This is a genomic window from Clostridium sp. UBA4548, from assembly GCF_002387895.1.
Lineage (GTDB): Bacteria > Bacillota > Clostridia > Clostridiales > Clostridiaceae > Clostridium_J.
The window spans coordinates 74,634-93,824 of the sequence record NZ_DGLI01000048.1 but is presented as its reverse complement, the minus strand read 5'-3'; the positions used below and the strand labels follow the sequence as shown (position 1 = coordinate 93,824).

The following is a 19,191-nucleotide window of genomic DNA, read 5'->3' as shown; positions in this document are numbered from 1 at the left end:
GTAGTTCTACTTTTCACCTTGCTACCACTTATTCATAGCTTTAGCATATTTCCTACAATTATATATTATAATTGATTTTTTCTTTTCACATATTTATTTACAATTATCATAGCTAAGGTTGCACTGATTATACCAACTACTATTCCTCCTACTACATCTGATAAATAATGGACATATAGGTACATTCTTGAAAAAGCCATAATCACTGCTAAGGCTAAGTAACCTAATTTGTATTTATCCATAGTTCTATAAAGCACCCAAGCTGCCGCAAAGGAGGAGCTGGTGTGTCCTGAAGGAAAAGAGTAACTTGTTGGTATTTTAATTAGTGAATTTTCTATTGGATATGTAGTTATTGGTCTTGGCCTTTGAATAATTTGTTTAATACTTAAATCTGTAAACAGCAAACTCAAAAACAAGGCAACAAGACAGGTAATGCCTGTTTTTCTATGCTTCTTCGTTGCTATAAGAGTTAAACTTATTACTATCCAAATAATTCCCGCCTCACCTAAAGCTGTAATCTTAGGCATAAGAAAATCAAACAATGAATTTTGTAGTCCATAATGAACAAAGTCTACAATACTCTTATCAATACTGTGCAAAAACTCCATCTAAAATTCCTCACACTTAAATTCTTTTTGTCTCTCACCTATTATTGGTATAATTTTAATCTTATTCATATCGATCTCCTTAGTCCTTATATTTCATCCTCTTTAAACTCCTGAATTCCGTTAACAGTTAAAAGTTCTTTCAAGCGTCCTTCCTTCATTGCTTCTCCCTGAAGAGTTTCAGTAAAGCCAAAGAAATAAGCCCCTTTATCTTGTAGGTACTCTATAAGGTTATCAAAAAACTCTTCTTGATCTATTCCATTTGGTATGGATATGATTCCATCTATGCTAAAAGCATTTTCTCCTATTAGTTCATTTCTATCTAGGTTCATAGTAAGGGTCCTCCTATGTAAATGTTTATCAGCTAAGTTATATTTGATTACTCAACATTTTCCTTTAGTTCTATACTAGGATTATACCAAAATAATTCACTTCAATCTACAAAAACCCTTGACTGTGATTTTATAAGTGTTATAATGATATAAAATTTAATTGTTATATTATTTATTGTTGCCATATATTATCTATTTGAAATATATTGTATCTTGTGTAATAATCATAATATAATAGTCATATAATATACTTATATATTTTTAATGCGATGAAGAGAAGAGTATGCCTCTAGAACATTTACAGAGAGAAAGTGCAATAGCTGAAAGTACTTTTAAATGAACTGTTGCTGAAGACCACCTCTGAGTAACTTTAATAAAGTTCGTTGACCACGTTATAGTCATAAAAGTTGACATAGAATTTCTATGTAAATTGGGTGGAACCGCGGGTATAACTCGTCCCTTTTCAGTAATGAAAAGAGACGAGTTTTTTTATTATTAATATTTATTCACAACGTTTAAAACAAATAAATATTAATACAAAGTTAATTTGTAAACTAACAGACATTTATAGAGAATCTTATCCCAATTATTACATTTTCTCTATATGTCTACTTCATATTAAAACAGAAATGAAAGGAGAACAAAAATGATAAAAATAACACTTAAAGATGGATCAGTAAAAGAATACCAAAATCCAATATCAGTTTTTGATATTGCTAAAGACATTTCAGAAGGATTAGCTAGAGTAGCAACTGCTGGAAGTGTAAATGGAGAAACAGTAGACTTACGTTTTATAGTTAGTAATGATTGCGAGCTTAGTATATTAACCTTTGATGATGAGGAAGGTAGAAGAGCTTTTAGACATACATCAGCACACATCTTGGCTCAAGCAGTAAGCAGACTTTTCCCTACAGCTAAACTAGCTATAGGACCTGCTATAGATAATGGTTACTACTATGATTTTGATACTGAAAGACCATTTACCTTCGAAGATATTGATCATATCGAAGCTGAAATGAAAAAAATAGTTAAGGAAGATCTTAAAATAGAATTATTTGAACTTCCAAGAGAAGAAGCTATAGCCTTCATGCAAGAAAAGGAAGAGCCTTATAAAGTAGAACTTATTCAAGAGCTACCAGAAGGAGCAAAAATTACTTTCTACAAGCAAGGGGAATTTGTTGACCTTTGTGCAGGACCCCACCTTATGTCCACAAAATATATAAAAGCTTTTAAATTAACAAAGCTTGCTGGAGCTTACTGGAGAGGTAATGAGAAAAACAAAATGTTATCTCGTATTTATGGAACTTCCTTTACTAAAAAATCTGATTTAGATGCACATCTTGAAGCAATGGAAGAGGCTAAAAAACGCGATCATAATAAACTTGGAAGAGAGCTTAAGCTATTTACAACTGCAGAAGCAATAGGCCAAGGACTTCCTCTACTAATGCCAAAGGGAGCTAAGGTAATTCAACTTCTTCAAAGGTTTGTTGAGGATGAGGAAGAAAGAAGAGGCTATGTTCTAACTAAGACTCCAATGCTTGCAAAGAGCGACCTTTATAAAATTTCTGGACACTGGGATCACTATAAAGACGGTATGTTTGTTCTTGGACATGAAGAAACTGATACTGAAGTATTTGCTCTTCGTCCAATGACTTGCCCATTCCAGTTTATGATTTATAAAAATGATAAAAAGAGTTACAGAGACTTACCAATTAGATATGGTGAAACTTCTACTTTATTTAGAAATGAGTCCTCAGGAGAAATGCATGGTTTAATCCGTGTTAGACAATTTACAATTTCTGAAGGACATCTAGTATGCACTCCTGATCAACTTGAAGAAGAATTCAGAGGAGTAGTTGATTTAATCAACTTTATGATGAATACTTTAGGAATTCAAGATGACATCACTTATCAATTCTCTCTATGGGATGAATCTAGAAAAGATAAATATATAGATAGACCTGAAGAGTGGTATGCTACTCAAGATAAGATGAGACAAATCCTTGATAATCTTGGTATTAATTATAAAGAAGCAATTGGAGAAGCTGCTTTCTACGGACCAAAACTTGACTTACAGTTCAAAAACGTTCATGGAAAAGAAGATACAATAATTACTGTACAAATTGACTTCTCACTAGCTGAAAGATTTGGAATGACTTATATCGATAAGGATGGAAAAGAAAAGCATCCTTACATTATTCATAGAACTTCTATAGGATGTTATGAAAGAACTCTTGCAATGCTTATTGAAAAATATGCTGGTGCTTTCCCAGTTTGGCTTGCACCTGTTCAAGCTAAAATTCTTCCAATCTCTGAGAAATACCATGATTATGCTGAGGAAGTTACTAAAGCCTTTAAAAATAAAGGGATTAGGGTTGAAACTGACTACAGAGCTGAAAAGATTGGTTATAAAATTAGAGAAGCTCGTAATGAAAGAGCTCCTTATATCCTAGTAGTTGGAGAAAAGGAAGCTGAAAACAGAGAAGTTGCAGTAAGAAGCCGTAAGAATGGTGATGAAGGTGCTCTTCCACTAGATAGCTTCATAGAAAGAGTATTAAAAGAAATTGAAACTAAAGAAAAATAATTTCTAAAGATTTATAATAATATAGCTTAAACTAAATGAATTGGGATATCCTATAGGGTTCAATGATAGAATTTTAACTTATTCATCTTCATTAACCCTTAAGGGAACCAGGGTAGGACTAATGTATAAGTTAAGTTTTAACTCTGGTTCCCTATATTATGGATATCCCAGTTTTTTTATTCTTGATAATTAACTTTTGAAATTTTTATTTCAGTTTTACACTGTTATTAATTATTTAAAATTTGTCTTTTCATGTTACTGTCCTTGTTATAATTTATATATTTCTATAATCCTCTAAATCTTTCATCCTTATATAAGCTATTATTTTTAAGAACATAGTTAATCTCCTGAAGAATTTTTTCTTTGTCCTTGCTTAATACTCCAGCAAAGTTTATATAATTTGATGCATGATTACTTCTAAAGATTGTACCCTGAACTTTAATATTTTCAATAAACTCCCTCATTTCTTCCATAACTTCTCTTGGAGTTAATAAAGAAAACTCTCCTGTCATTATTTTATGCTTTAACTCTGTACCCTCTTCAATCATTAGGGTTAAGATCCCTAAATAATCAGGATTTATTTCACTAATTACTTTAGCACTTTCTATTGCATGCTCTTTAGTGTTTTCTTTTCCACCAAGTCCTGATATAAGTGTAACAGAAAGAGCAATTTCTGAGCCTTTGGCTTTTCTGCCCGCTTCAATTATATCCTTCGCAGTTACCCCTTTATTTATTTCCTTTAATATTTTATCGCTTCCGCTTTCAATTCCTAAATAAATTATGCCTATTCCATGGTTCTTAAGCTCCTTAAGCTCTTCTAGATTTTTACTTAATATGGACTTTGGTGACCCATATATCCCAACTCGCTTACACTCTGGGAATAATTCTTTTATTGCTTTAAGTATAGTGATTAAATCTACTGTTCTCATAATTAAGGCATCACCATCAGCTAAAAAAACTTTTTCAACTTTATCATATCTTCTTCTTGCTTCACTTAAATCTTCAAGAATATGCTCTACACTTCTTATTCTAAAGCTTTTGTCCTTATACATGCTGCAAAAACTACAGTTGTTATGTGAACATCCAATGGTGGCTTGAATTATTAAGCTATAAGCTTCACTTGGTGGTCTATATACTGTTCCTTCATATCTCACTTTCATCATCCTCTCTTCAATAGCTCATTTACTATATCTTAGAATTTCTTTTGTTATTCCAAATTCAAAATTAGTTAAATAGCTTGTTTTCCATCAACCTAAAGATATCTTTCAGGAAATCTTAGGCTATTTAACCAAGTCTATATTTGGAGAGCCCTATAATACCTTCCTAATTTACTTTACCTTTCATATAAAATTATACATAAAAACCCAATAAAATAAACAAAATATAAGGGAGTTTTATTTACTTGAAATTGGAGGACTTTTTATGAAGAAATTAGTATGCGTACTACTTGGTCTTTATCTCTTAGGCTCAAATTATATTAATTTACAAAATTCTATGATTGAAACCGTGGCTACAGTGAAGCAGGAAGAACCCGCAGTAGATGCCTATGAATTATTAACTTTTAATACTATTGAATCTTTAATTCCTTATATATCTGATGGCATTAATTCTTATTATGGTCGAAATAGATATATAGATTTTGAAAATGCAAAAGTTATAAATTTTAAACCTTTAAGTGAGGATAATAAATATTATGAAGTAACACTTCAAGTAGTAACTTGTGAGCCAGATCATAAAGGTCCTTATGGTGTAGACAGAATTACTTTAATTGATGAATTTGGTAGCATTAAAATTACTAATTTTATTCACGTTGCTACTTCACAAAAGAAGCAATAACTTTTATTTAATTTCACATAAACTTTAGGTGTTTAAACTTCCTTCTTCTCCTATAGAAAATTATTAAGGGAATCATAGCCAAGTTCAATTTAAACCTCTCTATGGTTCCCTATATTTTTACAGCCTACTATTTTTTCTTTTTAAAGGGTAGGTTTATTTTAAAGCCTTTTATATTTAATTTCTTTTTAAAAAAACTAATAAGGAAAGCTACTGCAACAATCACTACCACATAAGGTAATATTAAAGCTATAAAAACTATAAAGCTCTTACATAAATCGATTAATCCTTTAGTTGAATTTTTCAAGGCTGCAATAATTTTAGCTCCTAAAGTTATTGGAGTCTTCTCATTGGGTGTAAGCTCTGTAACTTCTATAAGGTTTATAGAAACTTGAGAATAACTCACCATGTTATCCCACTTTTTTAAGGTCCCAGTGAGGGATTCTATTTCAAACCTTAATTCTGATAAACGTTTTTCAAGTTCGATTATATCCTTAAGTTCTCCAGATTTTTTTAATAGTTCTAGTATCCTCTCTTCTTGTATTTTAAGAGTCTTTAATCTTGCTTCTGTATCAAAATATTGAGCTGTTACATCTTCTCCATTTACACTTTTAGATATAACATTACCAAACTTATTAGCATCCTTTAAAAACCCATCAAAAACTTCCTTAGGAATTCTAGCTATGATACTAGCACTTCTATTTTCGCTATAGCCCTTCTTTGCATTCTCGTTATATAATTGGTTTTTGTCACTACTTCCATGAATATTTGAGTTTTCAATATATCCTCCCTTTTCTTCAATTTCCTTTAGTATACCATTTAAACTTTCCTCAAATTTTACTGTCTCTATAGTTGTACTTCCAGCCTTAATAATCTTTCTTTCATTATCAATAGCACGTATTTTATTAGCATTTGTCCCCTCATTAGTAGCTGGCTTTTCACCTATCTTAGAGTCTTCAGGTTTAACTTGAACACCTTCACTTTTAGCCTTATCCATAATCTCTTGTTTATTTAAAGCTGTTGATGGTGACTGTTGTGCTGCCCCATCTTTCTTACTTCCACAACCAGCAAAAACAAACATAAAAATTAAAATAGCTGAAATCGTCTTGAATCGCAAACTTTTTCCTTTCATAACTCTCTCTCCTTATACATTTCAATTCTTACTTGCCATAAGCTTTTCCATGATGTTTAAACTTAGTTTCTACCTTCCAAAGCCATAGCTTAATTTCCCATCACTGTACACTGTACTCTTTATTAATTCTTGTTATTATATATACGAGGATTAATTATAAAAATTCAATATTATATTAAATAATTAATAAGTTCATGTTGTGTGGCTGCTTTAGAAGCAGCTTTTGGCTAAACGAAGGTTACTTTGTTACTCCTAATCAACTTACCTTAAACTTTCTTGAGATTAACAAAGGATATTATAACAATTCTTCATAGTTATATTTTGACACAAAAAAGACTAGTACTTAAATCAAAATACTAGTCTTTATTATTCAATGATATTATAGTTGTAAATTATTATTTGTAATATGAAAGTGCATGCTTGCCCATTGTTTCCCATATAGCCTTAAAAGTTTCTTTTGAAACACTTTTGTTTTTTCCATTATCTAAAGGGTCATTATAATAAAGATTACTTTCATCATATCCAGTAAGTAGTACTGCATGTTGTGATAGATTTACACTAATATTTTCACCATTGCTAACCCACTGAGCTCTCCTTGATGGCTGCTTAAAGTCTACAGTGACCCATACAACTACAGGTCTCTTATCAGCCAAAACTTTCTCAATATCATTATAATTTACACCATTTAAAATCAATGACTTGCCAGGCATGTACTCTTCTACTAAAGGTTTTAATGGTTCTGGATATATAGAGTACCCTGGTGATTTTCCTGTTATATCTCCCACAAATCCTACGTTGGGATTACCCCAAGATGCAATAGCTGATCCATTGTAAGTTAAAGGAGTGGTATCCTTTCTTACTTTTTCTGCTAAAGTCATTTTGTCTACTGAAATACCACTATAATTTAACATCATAGCAATAGAGGTTACTTCACATCCATTTTTCAGTTCTGGAAGTTGACTAATTACTGGTATATCTAATAATACAGATTTAGGAGGATTTTTCTTTGCCTCCTCCTCTTGTTTCTTCTTCAATTCTTCTTGCTGCTTTTTTTCTGCTGCAAGTCTAATTTCTTCTTCTCTTTTCTTTTTCTCTTCTATTTTTTTAGCTTCTGCTTCCGCCTTTAGCCTTGCCTTCTCTTCCTTTTCCAAGCGTTTCTTTTCTTCCTTTAGCCTTTTTGCTTCTTCGTCGGAATCTACATACTCTATTTTTCCTTTGAAGGCAGTAAGACTCATATGCTGCTTTAGAGCTAATAGCTTTTCATCTTGAAATTGATAAAATAAGAAGGCACCAACTAATAGGCCTATACTAATTAAAAGCATAATTGTAGAAATAACCTTCCTCATAGACTTTGCCATCCTACCTTAATATGTTTTTTTGAAGAACCAAAGTCAAGACTTAACTTATTCACTACTCCTACTTTGGTTCATTTAAGACTTTTGGAAGATGAATTTTATTTATGATGACTAAAATTCATCTTCACCTTGGAAGCCTTTGCTTCTATATAAAGCATTATTACACTTATGTTTATTATTCGGTATATAATTTATAATCTTTAGTGATTGGAAGGCAAAAACCATATTCCTTATGCTTCCAATTCCTTTTCTTCTATAATTTCTTCACTAACAGTGTTTTGTGGTTTGGTAACTACATATACAGAATATATTATAATAATTGCTCCAAAAAGTTGCATAATACTTAGCTTTTCTCCTAGTACTAAAAAACTAAACACAAAAGTTACCACCGGAAGTAAATTCATAAACAGAGAAGTGATTTCCACTCCTAATTCTTTCATTGAAAAGGTATAAGCAAAGTTTGCTGCTGAAGAACATATCACAGCTAAAAATAGTAAATTAAAAACTACAGTACCACTTATCATATTAACTCTTATAGCTTCCCCTTTTTCAAAAAGTAAAAATGGAAATAAACCTAGTGTCCCAAAAATTGCCTGATAGGTAGTTATTGTAATATCTGAATATTTTTTAAACAAGGGCTTTGTAAACACCATATATAAACACCAAGCTATTACACTACCGAACATGAATACATATCCCAAGGCTGTACCGCTTATAGCATCATTTCCAATAACAAAGTAAACTCCTATGACAGATAAAATAATACTTCTAATGCTTCTCATACTTATCTTGCTTTTATAAGCTATAGCATCAGCAACTAGTGCACCTATAGGTAAGGTGGCCACTATAATTGAGGAAGAGTTAGCAGAAATTCTCATAACTCCATTGTTTTCACACCAAAAATACAAAGTGGTGGCGAAAAACCCTGTAAGTGCCATAAGTTTTAAATCTTCCTTTTTAACTCTCTCTTTGCTTGTTTTCATTTTCACAACTATTAAAATACTAGTAGCTATTAGAAATCTCACTACGGCAAAAGCCACTGGAGAAAATGCTTCTAATACTATTTTCATGCTGATAAAGGAAATTCCCCATACCACAATAGTTGCAATCAGAGCAAAGTACGCAACTGTCCTTGTCTTACTCAACTTCCCAACTCCTTCTTTTCATCTCATAGTTTATTTATATTACAAATAAAGATATCTAAGAATTTTTTATATTACTTAGCCTCAATTATTTAAATAACTTTATCTTAAGTCTTAAAGGCTTTTCTTCTGAAAACCTAACTTTATTTTAACTCCTATTTTCTATAAAGCTAAAATTTATCACTAAAACCTATTACAAGTTTTCTTTCTCAAAGTTTATTAGCCACTGTTTTCTCCAAAGTCCTCCACCAAAGCCTACTAACGAACCGTTAGCACCAATAACCCTATGTCATGGGACAAATAGACTGTGTGGGTTCTTATTATTAGCTCCCCCAACCGCTCTTACTGCTTTTGGATTGTTTATGGCTATGGCTACATCTTTGTAGGAAGCCGTATTCCCATAGGGAATATTCTCAAGAGCTTTCCATACACTTTTCTGAAATTCTGTGCCTTTTTTATACGTTAACTTAACTGTAAAATCTTTTCTTTTTCCACTAAAATATTCTTCTAGTTGAATTAATGCCTGCTTCAACGGCTCAGGTATGTTTTTAGGATTTTTTTCTACTTCAATTTTATCATCTATAAAATCTATAAAAGAAACTCCCTCTTGGTTTCCTTCTAATCTTATAACACCAATGGGGGAATTATAATATGCAAAACATAAATCTTCCATCTTCATCTCTCCTTGTGTATAGAACTTTCCTTTAGGCATCTTGAAAAATAAGTAAGTACGATCGTCTATTTTTTGTTATACTGCGTCAACAGATTCCTTGTCGGCACAAGCTTGCTTGTGAACTCAAAATATCCTTCACATTTTTAACTATTATTTATTTTCATATGCCTTGCCTTAGTCCAATAACTTCATTATCTCAAATATTCACCTTAAAATCAAAGTTATTTCATGTTTTTGCAATATAATTAATATAATTATATTGTCATATAATTTCATTGGAGGATGTTTATGAAGTGTGGAATTTTATACTTTTCTGCTACTGGCAACACTGAATACGTAGCAAAACTCTTTAAACAAGAACTACTAAAATACAATATAAGCAGTGAATTAATAGAAATTGATAAAGTTAATGAATTTAAAGATACTTATGACATGCTAATATTGGGGGCTCCCATTTATTGTGAGACTTATCCTGATTATTTTATTAATTTTATTATGAATAATCTTAAAGTAGGAAAAGGACGGAAAACTATATTATTTTCTACTCAAACTGCTAACTCAGGTTCAGGTCCTAAAATACTTGGAGAAAAACTAAAAAAGCTTGGATTTAAAATTTACGGAGAAGTTTGTTTCTCCATGCCTAATAATTATTATCTAACTTTATTCCCAAGTACACCAAAAGAAAAAGCTGAAAAATACATAAGTGATGCCCCAAAGAGAATTTCTAAGATTGTTAAAGACTTTCACAACGGCAATAGAACTCTTGATTCAACTAAGAGTGTGAATTTAATTGTAGCTAAATTGTTTTATCCTATATATAAATCCTACTCTTATAGTTGGGCAAGAAAAAAAATTAATATAGATGATAAGTTATGTAATAGATGCGGCAAGTGTGTAAAAAACTGCCCTACTAAAAATATTAAGATGCTTAATAACAATATATACTTTAACAACAGTTGCATTAGCTGTCAAAGATGTCTTCATAGGTGTCCAAGTAATGCGTTTATGTATAAACATAAACACTTTCAGCAATACAAACCAGTTTTGATAAGTAGTAAACTTCTTATTAAATAATGAACAAGTCATTTTCATCAATAACTTTCGATAATTTACTACTCCTATAACTACAAAATACTAAAGGACTTCAATGGCAATCTTTGTGACTTTAGTTTGCCATTAAAGTCCTTTAGTATATTAAGTCTACATAAACCTATTTAAAAATCCTTGTACTTTATCTTTATACCCTTGTTCATCTACCCAAAAAGCATAGCCATGCCCTGCCTTTGGAACAATGAGTAGTTCTTTTTCTGCATTCAATGCTTCATAAAGAGGATAAACCATTTTTGTTGGAACAAATTTATCTTCACTACCATGAATAAAAAGTATGGGTCTTTTGCTTCTTTTAACAGCTTCTAATGCAGATGCTTCCCCAAAGAAATATCCTGCTCGAAGCTTGCATATAATACTGGTTATTTGAATTAATGGAAAGGATGGTATGTTAAACATCTTCTTCATTTGAAATATTAAAATATCTTTTGCTGAAGTATAGGCACAATCCGATACTATACATCTCACATTTTCAGGTAAGTTCTCCCCACTAGTCATAAGAACGGTACCACCACCCATAGATATGCCATGAAGTACAATGTCACTATTATCACCCTGTTTTTCAAGAATATAACTCACCCATTGAATTAAATCCTTTCTATCATGCCAGCCAAAACCAATATAATTTCCCTGACTGTCCCCATGTCCACGAAGATCAGGCATTAGTACATTATATCCTAGTTCTTCATGATAATACCTTGCTAAAAAGGCCATACCGCTGCCCCTACCTGTATAGCCATGAACTAATATTACAGTTTTATCCGTAGGCACTTCAGCTCTTAAATAGTTTCCATAAAGATTTAACCCGTCATAGGATTTCATCTGTATACTTTCCCAAACCTTTCCTTGAAACCACTCTTTGCTTTCTTTCCAATTGCTTTCAAATTCATCACTTGATAAGTCTGGATTTCCCTCCATAAATTTCTTTTTTCTACGAAGAACTCCGAAATTATAAAAGTATATTCCCCCAAAAATAAAAACTGCTAATATTACTAAAATAATTACAGTTACTATAAGTATTATTTTTCCCCTCATACTTCTCCCCCTCTGCTTCTAGTTATAATTTTTATAGGGCTAAAATTTATAGCTTAGTTATGTACTCCTAAAAATCCAATAGCTTTACTATAATTTCATACGTAAATAGTTTTTAATTATAGCTTAAATAACTTATATGAAATTTAAACCTTTAAAGTATCAGTTGTTTCACCTTAATAATATATTATAATCATTTTCCTATTAGTAAGGAACTATATTTAAAATTTTAACAATGTAAGTATACTTATATCAACTTAAATTATTGCCTTAGAATTTTTTAAAATTAGTAAAATTCAAAAACACCTTAAAAGCCTGAATAGAAAATCCTATGTGAATTTTAGCATTGTTTAACTTATTTTAATCTCCATGAGGTTTTAAAATTAATATTTAGATTTGTTCCTAAAAGATTCTATTTATTACTTTACTGAACTGTATTTGATCAACCTATAAACTTATAAAAGTCTATGGATAATTACTTACCCATAGACTATTTTGCATTTATATTTTATAATGAACCAGTTCATTTTTTAACGATTTTTCAAAGAAATTTAACTCTCACCTTAAAATTGTTTAAGCACTAAAGGATATGTGAGAATTAGCTTTCCAAAATGTTCTTAAACCTTATATTTTTTCTCAAAGTAATGTACTATTTCATACATTGCATAAGCAATAACTGAAAGTACAATTATACTCATCATTACCATATCAAGCTGTGCAACTTGACCTCCATAAACTATTAAGAAACCAAGACCTTCTTTAGCTACAAGGAATTCTCCCATAATGACTCCAACCCAAGAAAGACCAACATTAATTTTTAAAGCTGATATAAGGGTTGGGACTGTAGATGGGATAATAAGATGTTTTAAAGTTTGAAACTTACTAGCTCCAAAGGTTTTTAATAGTTTAATCTTATCTTCATCCACCTCTTTAAAGCCTGCAAGAACACTAATTATAGTAACGATAATTGATATTAAAAGAGCCATTACAATAATAGCCTCCATGCCGTTTCCTACCCAAAATATAATTATTGGTCCTAGCGCAACCTTAGGAAGGGCATTTAAAACCACTAGATAAGGATCTAAAACTTTACACAAAAAGTCTGACCACCATAAAATTACTGCAATTACAGTTCCAAGCAATGTACCTAAAGTAAAACCTACAATGGTTTCATAGCAAGTGACTAAAATATGTCTAACTAGCGTTCCTTCATTATATATATTTATGGCACTTTGAACCATTCTAGAGGGGGTACTAGTTAGGAATGGATCTATAACCTTCATTCTACCTAGTACTTCCCATAAAACAAAAAATACTACAAGAATTAGTATTCTAGTAAATAAAATCTCATTTTTTCTTCTTTTAACTTTTTTTATATATTCTATATGGTCATCACTAAAGTGATGCTCATCAGAAAACTCATGCTGACTATTAATATGACTATCCTGACTCTTGACAAGCTGATTATTATTATGCTTATTTTTTTCTATATTAATATTGTCCTTAATTATTTTCTTATTAGGTTTCATCATTAAAGTCCATCTCCTTCCATATTTCATTGAAATAGGTTCTAAACTCTGCTTCTTCTCTGCACTTTAATGGTGTTCTACAATCACAAGTAAACGCTATCCCTAGCTGTTTTTTTATTTTAGCTGGTCTTTTAGATAGTACTACAACCTTTGAAGACATGGATACAGCTTCTGAAATATCATGGGTAACCATTATAGCAGTCTTACCCTCTTTTTTTATAATGTCGTATATCTCATCACTTACATTTAAACGACTTTGATAATCTAGAGCTGAAAATGGCTCATCTAAAAGAAGCACCTCTGGATCTAATGCCAAAGTCCTGATTAAGGCTACTCTTTGTCTCATACCACCTGATAATTCCTTTGGGTAGTGGTTTTTAAAATCCCATAGTCCATAATTCTTAAGTAGTTGTTGTAACTTGTCCTTACTATTCTCATTTAGACGATTTTTAATTTTTAAACCTAAAGAAACATTATCCCAAACGGTAAGCCACTCAAAAAGGTGGTCTCTTTGAAACATATAACCAAGCTTTTCAGAATAGCTATCTATGATTTCACCATCTAATAACACTTCTCCCCTAGAAGGCTTAATAAGCCCCGCAATAATATTTAAAAGGGTTGATTTACCGCAACCTGAAGGTCCTACTATACTAACAAAATCTCCTGTTTCAATAGAAAGGTTGATATTCTCTAGGGCAGAAGTTTCTCCTTTTAGAGAATGATAGTTCATATAAATATTTCTCAATTCTACTTTGCTCATCTGCTCATCTCCTTTTACTCTTGTATAAAGAACCAAAGGTAGGACTTAATTTATACCTAAACCTACTTTGGTTCTGCTAAGGCTTTTAGGAAGGGTTTAAATAAAATTTCTTCTTGAAGCCTATATAAAAACAAAATCAACACTTAAAAGGGCAAGTTACCCCTTAACCTTCCCTTTTAAAATAAAAAATAAAGTTGTTCATGGTTTAATATATGATTGAATCGTAAATATTGTTAAAGAAAAACTATTATTAAACTGTGAAATGTAAAAAGAGGATAGGCTATCCTATCCTCTTCTAGTTAATACTTTGCTAATTATCTCTTAAAAGTATCCACATCTTCAAGTAATATTATGGTATCATTACCCACAATTGTTTCACTTTCATATTTCTATAATCATCCCTGTTTTTATTTCGTCTAAAGCATCTACCTGTTTACTTAAGTAATTGTATGCTTCTTCTCCAGTGCAATGACAAGTGTAATATTTATCAACACCACTATTATTTAAACTAGCTGCAAGTTCTTGAAAGTAAGCTGCATTCTTAGAACTATTTACCTTCATCCCCATTAGATGAAATCCACCAACAACTGTACTAATCTTTGTATTTGCAATGATTTTTGCCTTTTCTACGATATTTACAATGCCTTTGTGAGAACATCCACAAAATAAACTATAGTTATGATTTTCATTAATTAAAAGGTTTATTTCATGGGCAAAATCATCTTTTTTTATTGTACCATCGCTATACCTTTTCAATAATCTGTCATTACCTTTGGGCAACAGCTTATCATCCTCAATATTATTAAATAAGGTTAATTCCTCATCAATAGAAGTTACTCCATCCACAAACTCAAATCTATCACTTAGTAGTTCTTTCTTTAAGCCTATATTAAACTTGATGATTCCAAATATTTTCGTTAAGTAATCATCAAAGGCACCTTTACCCACATAAATCTTTGCCCTAGAATTTATCTTTAAAAATCCTTCTAGCCCTCCACCATGGTCATTATGTCCATGAGATATTATAGCAATGTCTACCTCCTCTAAATTTACTCCTAATTTTGAGGCATTATACACAAAGGATTCATCTGCACCAGTGTCAAAAAGTATCTTATGATTATTTGTTTCTATATACAACGATAGTCCATGACTACTTTTATATTTCTTTGATATGGTTCTATTTTCAAATAGTGTTATTACTTTCATAACTTCCCCCCATTTTACTAAATTTTTAATTCCTAGTTCCTATATCACTTTATAAACTAATCTTGGGATTATACGTTCTTTAGCCACAAGTGATTCTATTTCTCCTTGATACTTTGCTCCCATTTTTATATAAAATTCTTTTGCCTGTGGACTTGTGACTATTTCAAATTCCTTTATATTTAATCTTTTACATATATCGATAGCGTGATTCCACAGTAATCTCCCGTAACCTTTACCTATATACTTAGGCTCAATAAAAAAGTATTCCAAGGCGCTTTCTTCTTCACTAATTAAGATTCCATAGGATCCAACTATATCTTCATTTTCTTTAATAATATAGGTAGGGTTATTGTTTATAAATTCCTTGTCTACTTTATAAATTTCCTTAAACCTGTCCATATAATTAGAATCATATCCCCAATATGCTTCAGACCTAATAGCTAAATTAGTAAGTTCCTCACAGTCACAGGAAGATGCTGGATTCATACTAATCATTTTTTCACCCCATAAATTTTACTTTACTGTATAAGATAATGATTTCTTTGTAAACCTATCTCATTAAGCTTTGCTCTTAAACTATCATAAGCCTCTATAAGCCAAGGATGTACTACTTTCAAGTTAGATTTGTTATCCATAAGATGTTTTATGTAGGCATAGGCTCCATGCTCTAAAGATATATCTAATCCACTAATTACCTCATCTAAGTATTCAGGATCACCCTTTTGATCCCATTTAATTTTATCAGCAACAAATAATAGTAAATCTAATTGTGCATATTCCCTCTTTAAGGTTGTATGGCAACCAATTGCACTTAATATGTCCTCATTGCTAATGTTCCAAATTTCTTTTGCCATAACTTGAGAAATTTTTTGATGAAGAATTAAAGGAAAATCTTCTTCTTCTTTTAACACTTGAATACCCAATAAACTTGAAATTTCTAATCGCTGCTGAAAGGGAAATATAGCACTAATGTCATGCAGAAGACCTGCTATTTCAGCAGCCTCTTCATTTATTCCAAATTTAATAGCTAGAGTCTTGCATTCCTCTGCTACAGCTTTAGAATGCTCTGCTACAACTTGTCTATTATGAAGTATTAGTAAATTATAAGTATCCTTATGTAAATCACCAGTAAATACAAATCCATCAAGTAGCCTTTTAAAAATCTCTTTCATTATATTACCTCAACTCCTTTAACCCTTGGCGTAATTTATCTATTGCCTGGATTACTTTACTCATATTTTCCTCAGTATTTAAATTATTTCTAGCATATAGTAGTACTGGTCTTAATGATTCTACTGAATGTCCAAATTCATACATCCATTCATATCTTGGAACCATCCATAAGTGAAAATGATGAGTCGTATCTTCATTATAAAAGTAATAAACTTTTTCTATACCTAAAATCTTCCTCTGTATTTCCCTAATATTATGTACCAATTCAATATACTCATGCATCTCTTCAACAGTTAGTTCATCCATGCAGTAAAAATGTCTCTTAGATGCTAAGATTACTAAACCTTGTATTGGATAAGCTACATCTTGATGCACATGAAAATGTTTAGTTTCTTTAATGACTCCTCCTGTAGGCTCAACTAAGCCACTTGTAATTGCACAGCTTAAACATTGAACTTCTACTCTTCTTCCATCAGCTAAAGTTATTACTCTCCCCACTATATCACCATTCCTAATTAAAATTTGCTTTATTGTCTTTGTTTTATAAGTTAGATTATTATACTATTTTTATATCAACTAGTGCCTACTAGTTTCATAATAAATGTTTATTTACTATATTTATATTATAAGTTATATTTTTACATAAAACTATAATTTGTAATTAACTCTTAATTCTATTACCTTCCTGACAAATATAACTAAGTATTCACCCCACAATTTTATTAGAAAACTTTTTTGGCACTAATCACTTCTTTAGAGTTATATATTTATTAGTAAAACTTATTAAAACTCCTAAAATTATCATATTGAAATTTAAAATAAAAATTTAGCCTTCCATGAAATATTTTCTGAATTATTTGAATTCTATAGTAGAAAATGTTATACTTTATAACTGAATATTACAACTATTCAGTATGACTTGTGATGTATTTTGATATTAATTTAGGGGGAAGAAAATAATGCAACTATACTTTGAAGAATTTACAAATGAAATTGATGACCTTATAAACTTTTTGACATCAAATACTTGGGAGTTCCATGGAACACCTAATCCAAACCCAGATAGAATTCGAGTCAGCTACCAAAATCAGTATTACTCGAGTGATGATGCTAAAACCTTTTGGGTTCTTTCAGACTCAGGTGTGAAAATTGGAATCATTAGGGTTTTTGATTTAGAAGATGGTAACCCGCTATTTGATATAAGAATTTCCAATACTCACAAAGGTATGGGAATAGGTACAATTACCATAAAATGGCTTGTTGATTATATATTCACTAATTATCCCGAGAAAAAAAGGCTAGAAGGTACTACAAGACAAGATAACTATGCTATGAGATGTGTATTTCATAAATGTGGATTTGTGAAAGAAGCTCACTATAGAAATGGTTGGGAATGCAGTGATGGCAGTGTTTATGATGCAATTGGCTATGGAATCACAAAAGAGGATTGGCAAAAGAGGCAAACTACTCCAGTAAATTGGAAGGATTTTAAATGCTAGTTATGTGAGTAAACCTATACTTAGAATATGTATAATAATGGAGGCCTTAAAGCCTCCATAAAACTTCTCCCTCTTCTTTCAGTCAATATAATCTCGCTTTCTGCTCTATTATAAAGAACGTTTAACCCGTTGCACAAAAATACTCTCACAATCCAAATATCTTTCAGTTATTATCTAAACTTTCTATAAGAGTTCACCTAGTATTACTACTCTACCACCATCTGGACATTTCGCTTGAAATTTTGTTGCTTTACTATTGCCATAGTCTAGAGTTCCGCCGTTTAATAATACATATATACTTGGATAAATGCTATTCCATAGTTCATGACATATTGGTGCACAAGTATCCTCTACTATATATGAATCATCTTTTTTATGATGTCCAGATCTACAATTACTTTCTATAATTGTTAACTTAACTTTCGACATATTGTCATCACCTTCTTACTTTCTAAGTTGTGTTGTACCTATGTAGTTATGCGCTGTTAATATAGTTGTAACTATATCTGTAGACCAATTATAATATTTCTCAAAGTACCCCTTTTCCTCAAAATCTTTCACTAATTTTAATCTATCATAGTCAACGTACTGACTAGTTGTAGTAATGCTTCCTTTAGAAACATCTAAAATAATATATTGTGCTCTTGAATCCCCATTAAATGGCATTCCAACAGAGCTTGGACATATAATTCTTTTCCCATTTATCTCCTCATCCATAAACAAATGATAATGACCAAAAATGCAAGCATCACTATCCATGGACTTTGCAATTTCTTCGAGGCCCTTTATATTAGGCTGATTTCTTTCTTTCCGTAATTCATCAACTGATATGAACATTTCAATCTCCGATGGATTATGACATAACTTTATTTTAATTCCTTCCACTTCAAATAAAGCACTGTTTGAAAGAGATTTAAGAAAATTCACTCTGTTGCTCCCTAAATCTTTATATATTTGTTTATTTACTGGATATATCCACTCCGCCTCTTCCTCGATTGGAGCTATTAATTCATCAATATTACCTGATATGATTAAGTGTTTTTTATTATCCTTTGATAAACTCATCAACAAATCCACAGTTTCATTGGATCCGTAACCTCCAAAAACATAATCACCTAAAAAGAAAATCTTATCTATTTCCTTAGTGCTTATATCTTTTAGAACTGCTTCAAAAGCAATATGGTTACTGTGTATATCACTAACTACTGCAATTCTCATAACATTTCCTC

At 31.1% G+C, this 19,191-nt stretch carries 20 protein-coding genes and 1 other annotated feature; of the genes, 4 read left to right on the top strand and 16 right to left on the bottom strand.

Annotation, left to right across the window (positions count from 1 at the left end):
• Positions 1–65 precede the first annotated feature (65 nt).
• On the bottom strand, positions 66–608 hold the full coding sequence (locus B3040_RS18045) for a phosphatase PAP2 family protein (protein ID WP_291576387.1): 543 nt from the start codon (positions 606–608) through the stop codon (positions 66–68).
• An 86-nt stretch (positions 609–694) separates the two neighbouring features.
• On the bottom strand, positions 695–937 hold the full coding sequence (locus tag B3040_RS18040; RefSeq protein ID WP_291576385.1) for a hypothetical protein: 243 nt from the start codon (positions 935–937) through the stop codon (positions 695–697).
• Between the two features lie 260 nt (positions 938–1,197).
• Positions 1,198–1,401 (top strand) — a binding site (T-box leader).
• A gap of 182 nt (positions 1,402–1,583) precedes the next feature.
• Between B3040_RS18040 and thrS the strand changes: the two genes are divergently transcribed.
• Complete coding sequence (gene thrS / locus B3040_RS18035; protein WP_291576383.1) at positions 1,584–3,521, top strand: threonine--tRNA ligase; 1,938 nt, start codon at positions 1,584–1,586, stop codon at positions 3,519–3,521.
• Between the two features lie 284 nt (positions 3,522–3,805).
• Here thrS and B3040_RS18030 read toward each other — a convergent pair whose 3' ends face one another.
• Positions 3,806–4,675: a radical SAM protein gene (locus B3040_RS18030; protein ID WP_291576381.1), complete on the bottom strand. Its 870-nt coding sequence runs from the start codon at positions 4,673–4,675 to the stop codon at positions 3,806–3,808.
• A gap of 268 nt (positions 4,676–4,943) precedes the next feature.
• Here B3040_RS18030 and B3040_RS18025 point away from each other — a divergent pair, with 268 nt between their 5' ends.
• Positions 4,944–5,357: a DUF3888 domain-containing protein gene (locus B3040_RS18025; RefSeq protein WP_291576379.1), complete on the top strand. Its 414-nt coding sequence runs from the start codon at positions 4,944–4,946 to the stop codon at positions 5,355–5,357.
• A 127-nt stretch (positions 5,358–5,484) separates the two neighbouring features.
• Here the strand turns inward: B3040_RS18025 and B3040_RS18020 are convergent, their stop codons facing one another.
• The 4 genes from B3040_RS18020 to B3040_RS18005 form a co-directional block, all read right to left on the bottom strand.
• The gene (locus B3040_RS18020) at positions 5,485–6,486 is read right to left on the bottom strand and encodes a DUF4349 domain-containing protein (RefSeq protein WP_291576377.1); all 1,002 of its coding nucleotides are present in this window, start codon (positions 6,484–6,486) and stop codon (positions 5,485–5,487) included.
• A gap of 395 nt (positions 6,487–6,881) precedes the next feature.
• Entirely contained in the window at positions 6,882–7,832 is a 951-nt protein-coding gene (locus B3040_RS18015; protein ID WP_291576375.1) for a C39 family peptidase, read from the bottom strand.
• A gap of 239 nt (positions 7,833–8,071) precedes the next feature.
• Entirely contained in the window at positions 8,072–8,986 is a 915-nt protein-coding gene (locus B3040_RS18010) for a DMT family transporter (RefSeq protein ID WP_291576373.1), read from the bottom strand.
• Between the two features lie 190 nt (positions 8,987–9,176).
• Positions 9,177–9,656, bottom strand: a complete 480-nt coding sequence (locus B3040_RS18005; RefSeq protein WP_414632548.1) for a methylated-DNA--[protein]-cysteine S-methyltransferase — start codon at positions 9,654–9,656, stop codon at positions 9,177–9,179.
• 288 nt (positions 9,657–9,944) lie between these two features.
• Here B3040_RS18005 and B3040_RS18000 point away from each other — a divergent pair, with 288 nt between their 5' ends.
• Positions 9,945–10,730, top strand: coding sequence for an EFR1 family ferrodoxin (locus B3040_RS18000; RefSeq protein WP_291576369.1), 786 nt, complete (start codon positions 9,945–9,947; stop codon positions 10,728–10,730).
• 126 nt (positions 10,731–10,856) lie between these two features.
• Here the strand turns inward: B3040_RS18000 and B3040_RS17995 are convergent, their stop codons facing one another.
• The 7 genes from B3040_RS17995 to B3040_RS17965 form a co-directional block, all read right to left on the bottom strand.
• Positions 10,857–11,798, bottom strand: coding sequence for an alpha/beta hydrolase (locus B3040_RS17995; RefSeq protein ID WP_291576367.1), 942 nt, complete (start codon positions 11,796–11,798; stop codon positions 10,857–10,859).
• A gap of 614 nt (positions 11,799–12,412) precedes the next feature.
• Positions 12,413–13,354 carry an ABC transporter permease gene (locus B3040_RS17990; protein WP_291576365.1) on the bottom strand — a complete coding sequence of 314 codons (942 nt, stop codon included), beginning with the start codon at positions 13,352–13,354 and terminating at the stop codon, positions 12,413–12,415.
• A complete protein-coding gene (locus tag B3040_RS17985; RefSeq protein WP_291576363.1) occupies positions 13,314–14,084 on the bottom strand; it encodes an ABC transporter ATP-binding protein in 771 nt (256 codons plus the stop codon). Before B3040_RS17985 ends, B3040_RS17990 begins: the two co-directional genes overlap by 41 nt.
• A 381-nt stretch (positions 14,085–14,465) precedes the next feature.
• Positions 14,466–15,290: an MBL fold metallo-hydrolase gene (locus B3040_RS17980; RefSeq protein ID WP_291576362.1), complete on the bottom strand. Its 825-nt coding sequence runs from the start codon at positions 15,288–15,290 to the stop codon at positions 14,466–14,468.
• A 39-nt stretch (positions 15,291–15,329) separates the two neighbouring features.
• Positions 15,330–15,785: a GNAT family N-acetyltransferase gene (locus tag B3040_RS17975; RefSeq protein ID WP_291576359.1), complete on the bottom strand. Its 456-nt coding sequence runs from the start codon at positions 15,783–15,785 to the stop codon at positions 15,330–15,332.
• Between the two features lie 23 nt (positions 15,786–15,808).
• Positions 15,809–16,462 carry an HD domain-containing protein gene (locus B3040_RS17970; RefSeq protein WP_291576357.1) on the bottom strand — a complete coding sequence of 218 codons (654 nt, stop codon included), beginning with the start codon at positions 16,460–16,462 and terminating at the stop codon, positions 15,809–15,811.
• 4 nt (positions 16,463–16,466) lie between these two features.
• On the bottom strand, positions 16,467–16,961 hold the full coding sequence (locus tag B3040_RS17965; protein WP_291576355.1) for an HIT family protein: 495 nt from the start codon (positions 16,959–16,961) through the stop codon (positions 16,467–16,469).
• A 461-nt stretch (positions 16,962–17,422) separates the two neighbouring features.
• Between B3040_RS17965 and B3040_RS17960 the strand changes: the two genes are divergently transcribed.
• Positions 17,423–17,962, top strand: coding sequence for a GNAT family N-acetyltransferase (locus B3040_RS17960; protein WP_291576353.1), 540 nt, complete (start codon positions 17,423–17,425; stop codon positions 17,960–17,962).
• Between the two features lie 183 nt (positions 17,963–18,145).
• Here the strand turns inward: B3040_RS17960 and B3040_RS17955 are convergent, their stop codons facing one another.
• Both B3040_RS17955 and B3040_RS17950 read right to left on the bottom strand, forming a co-directional pair.
• Entirely contained in the window at positions 18,146–18,391 is a 246-nt protein-coding gene (locus tag B3040_RS17955) for a TIGR04076 family protein (RefSeq protein ID WP_291576351.1), read from the bottom strand.
• A gap of 15 nt (positions 18,392–18,406) precedes the next feature.
• Positions 18,407–19,180: a metallophosphoesterase family protein gene (locus B3040_RS17950; RefSeq protein WP_291576349.1), complete on the bottom strand. Its 774-nt coding sequence runs from the start codon at positions 19,178–19,180 to the stop codon at positions 18,407–18,409.
• Positions 19,181–19,191: the final 11 nt, after the last annotated feature.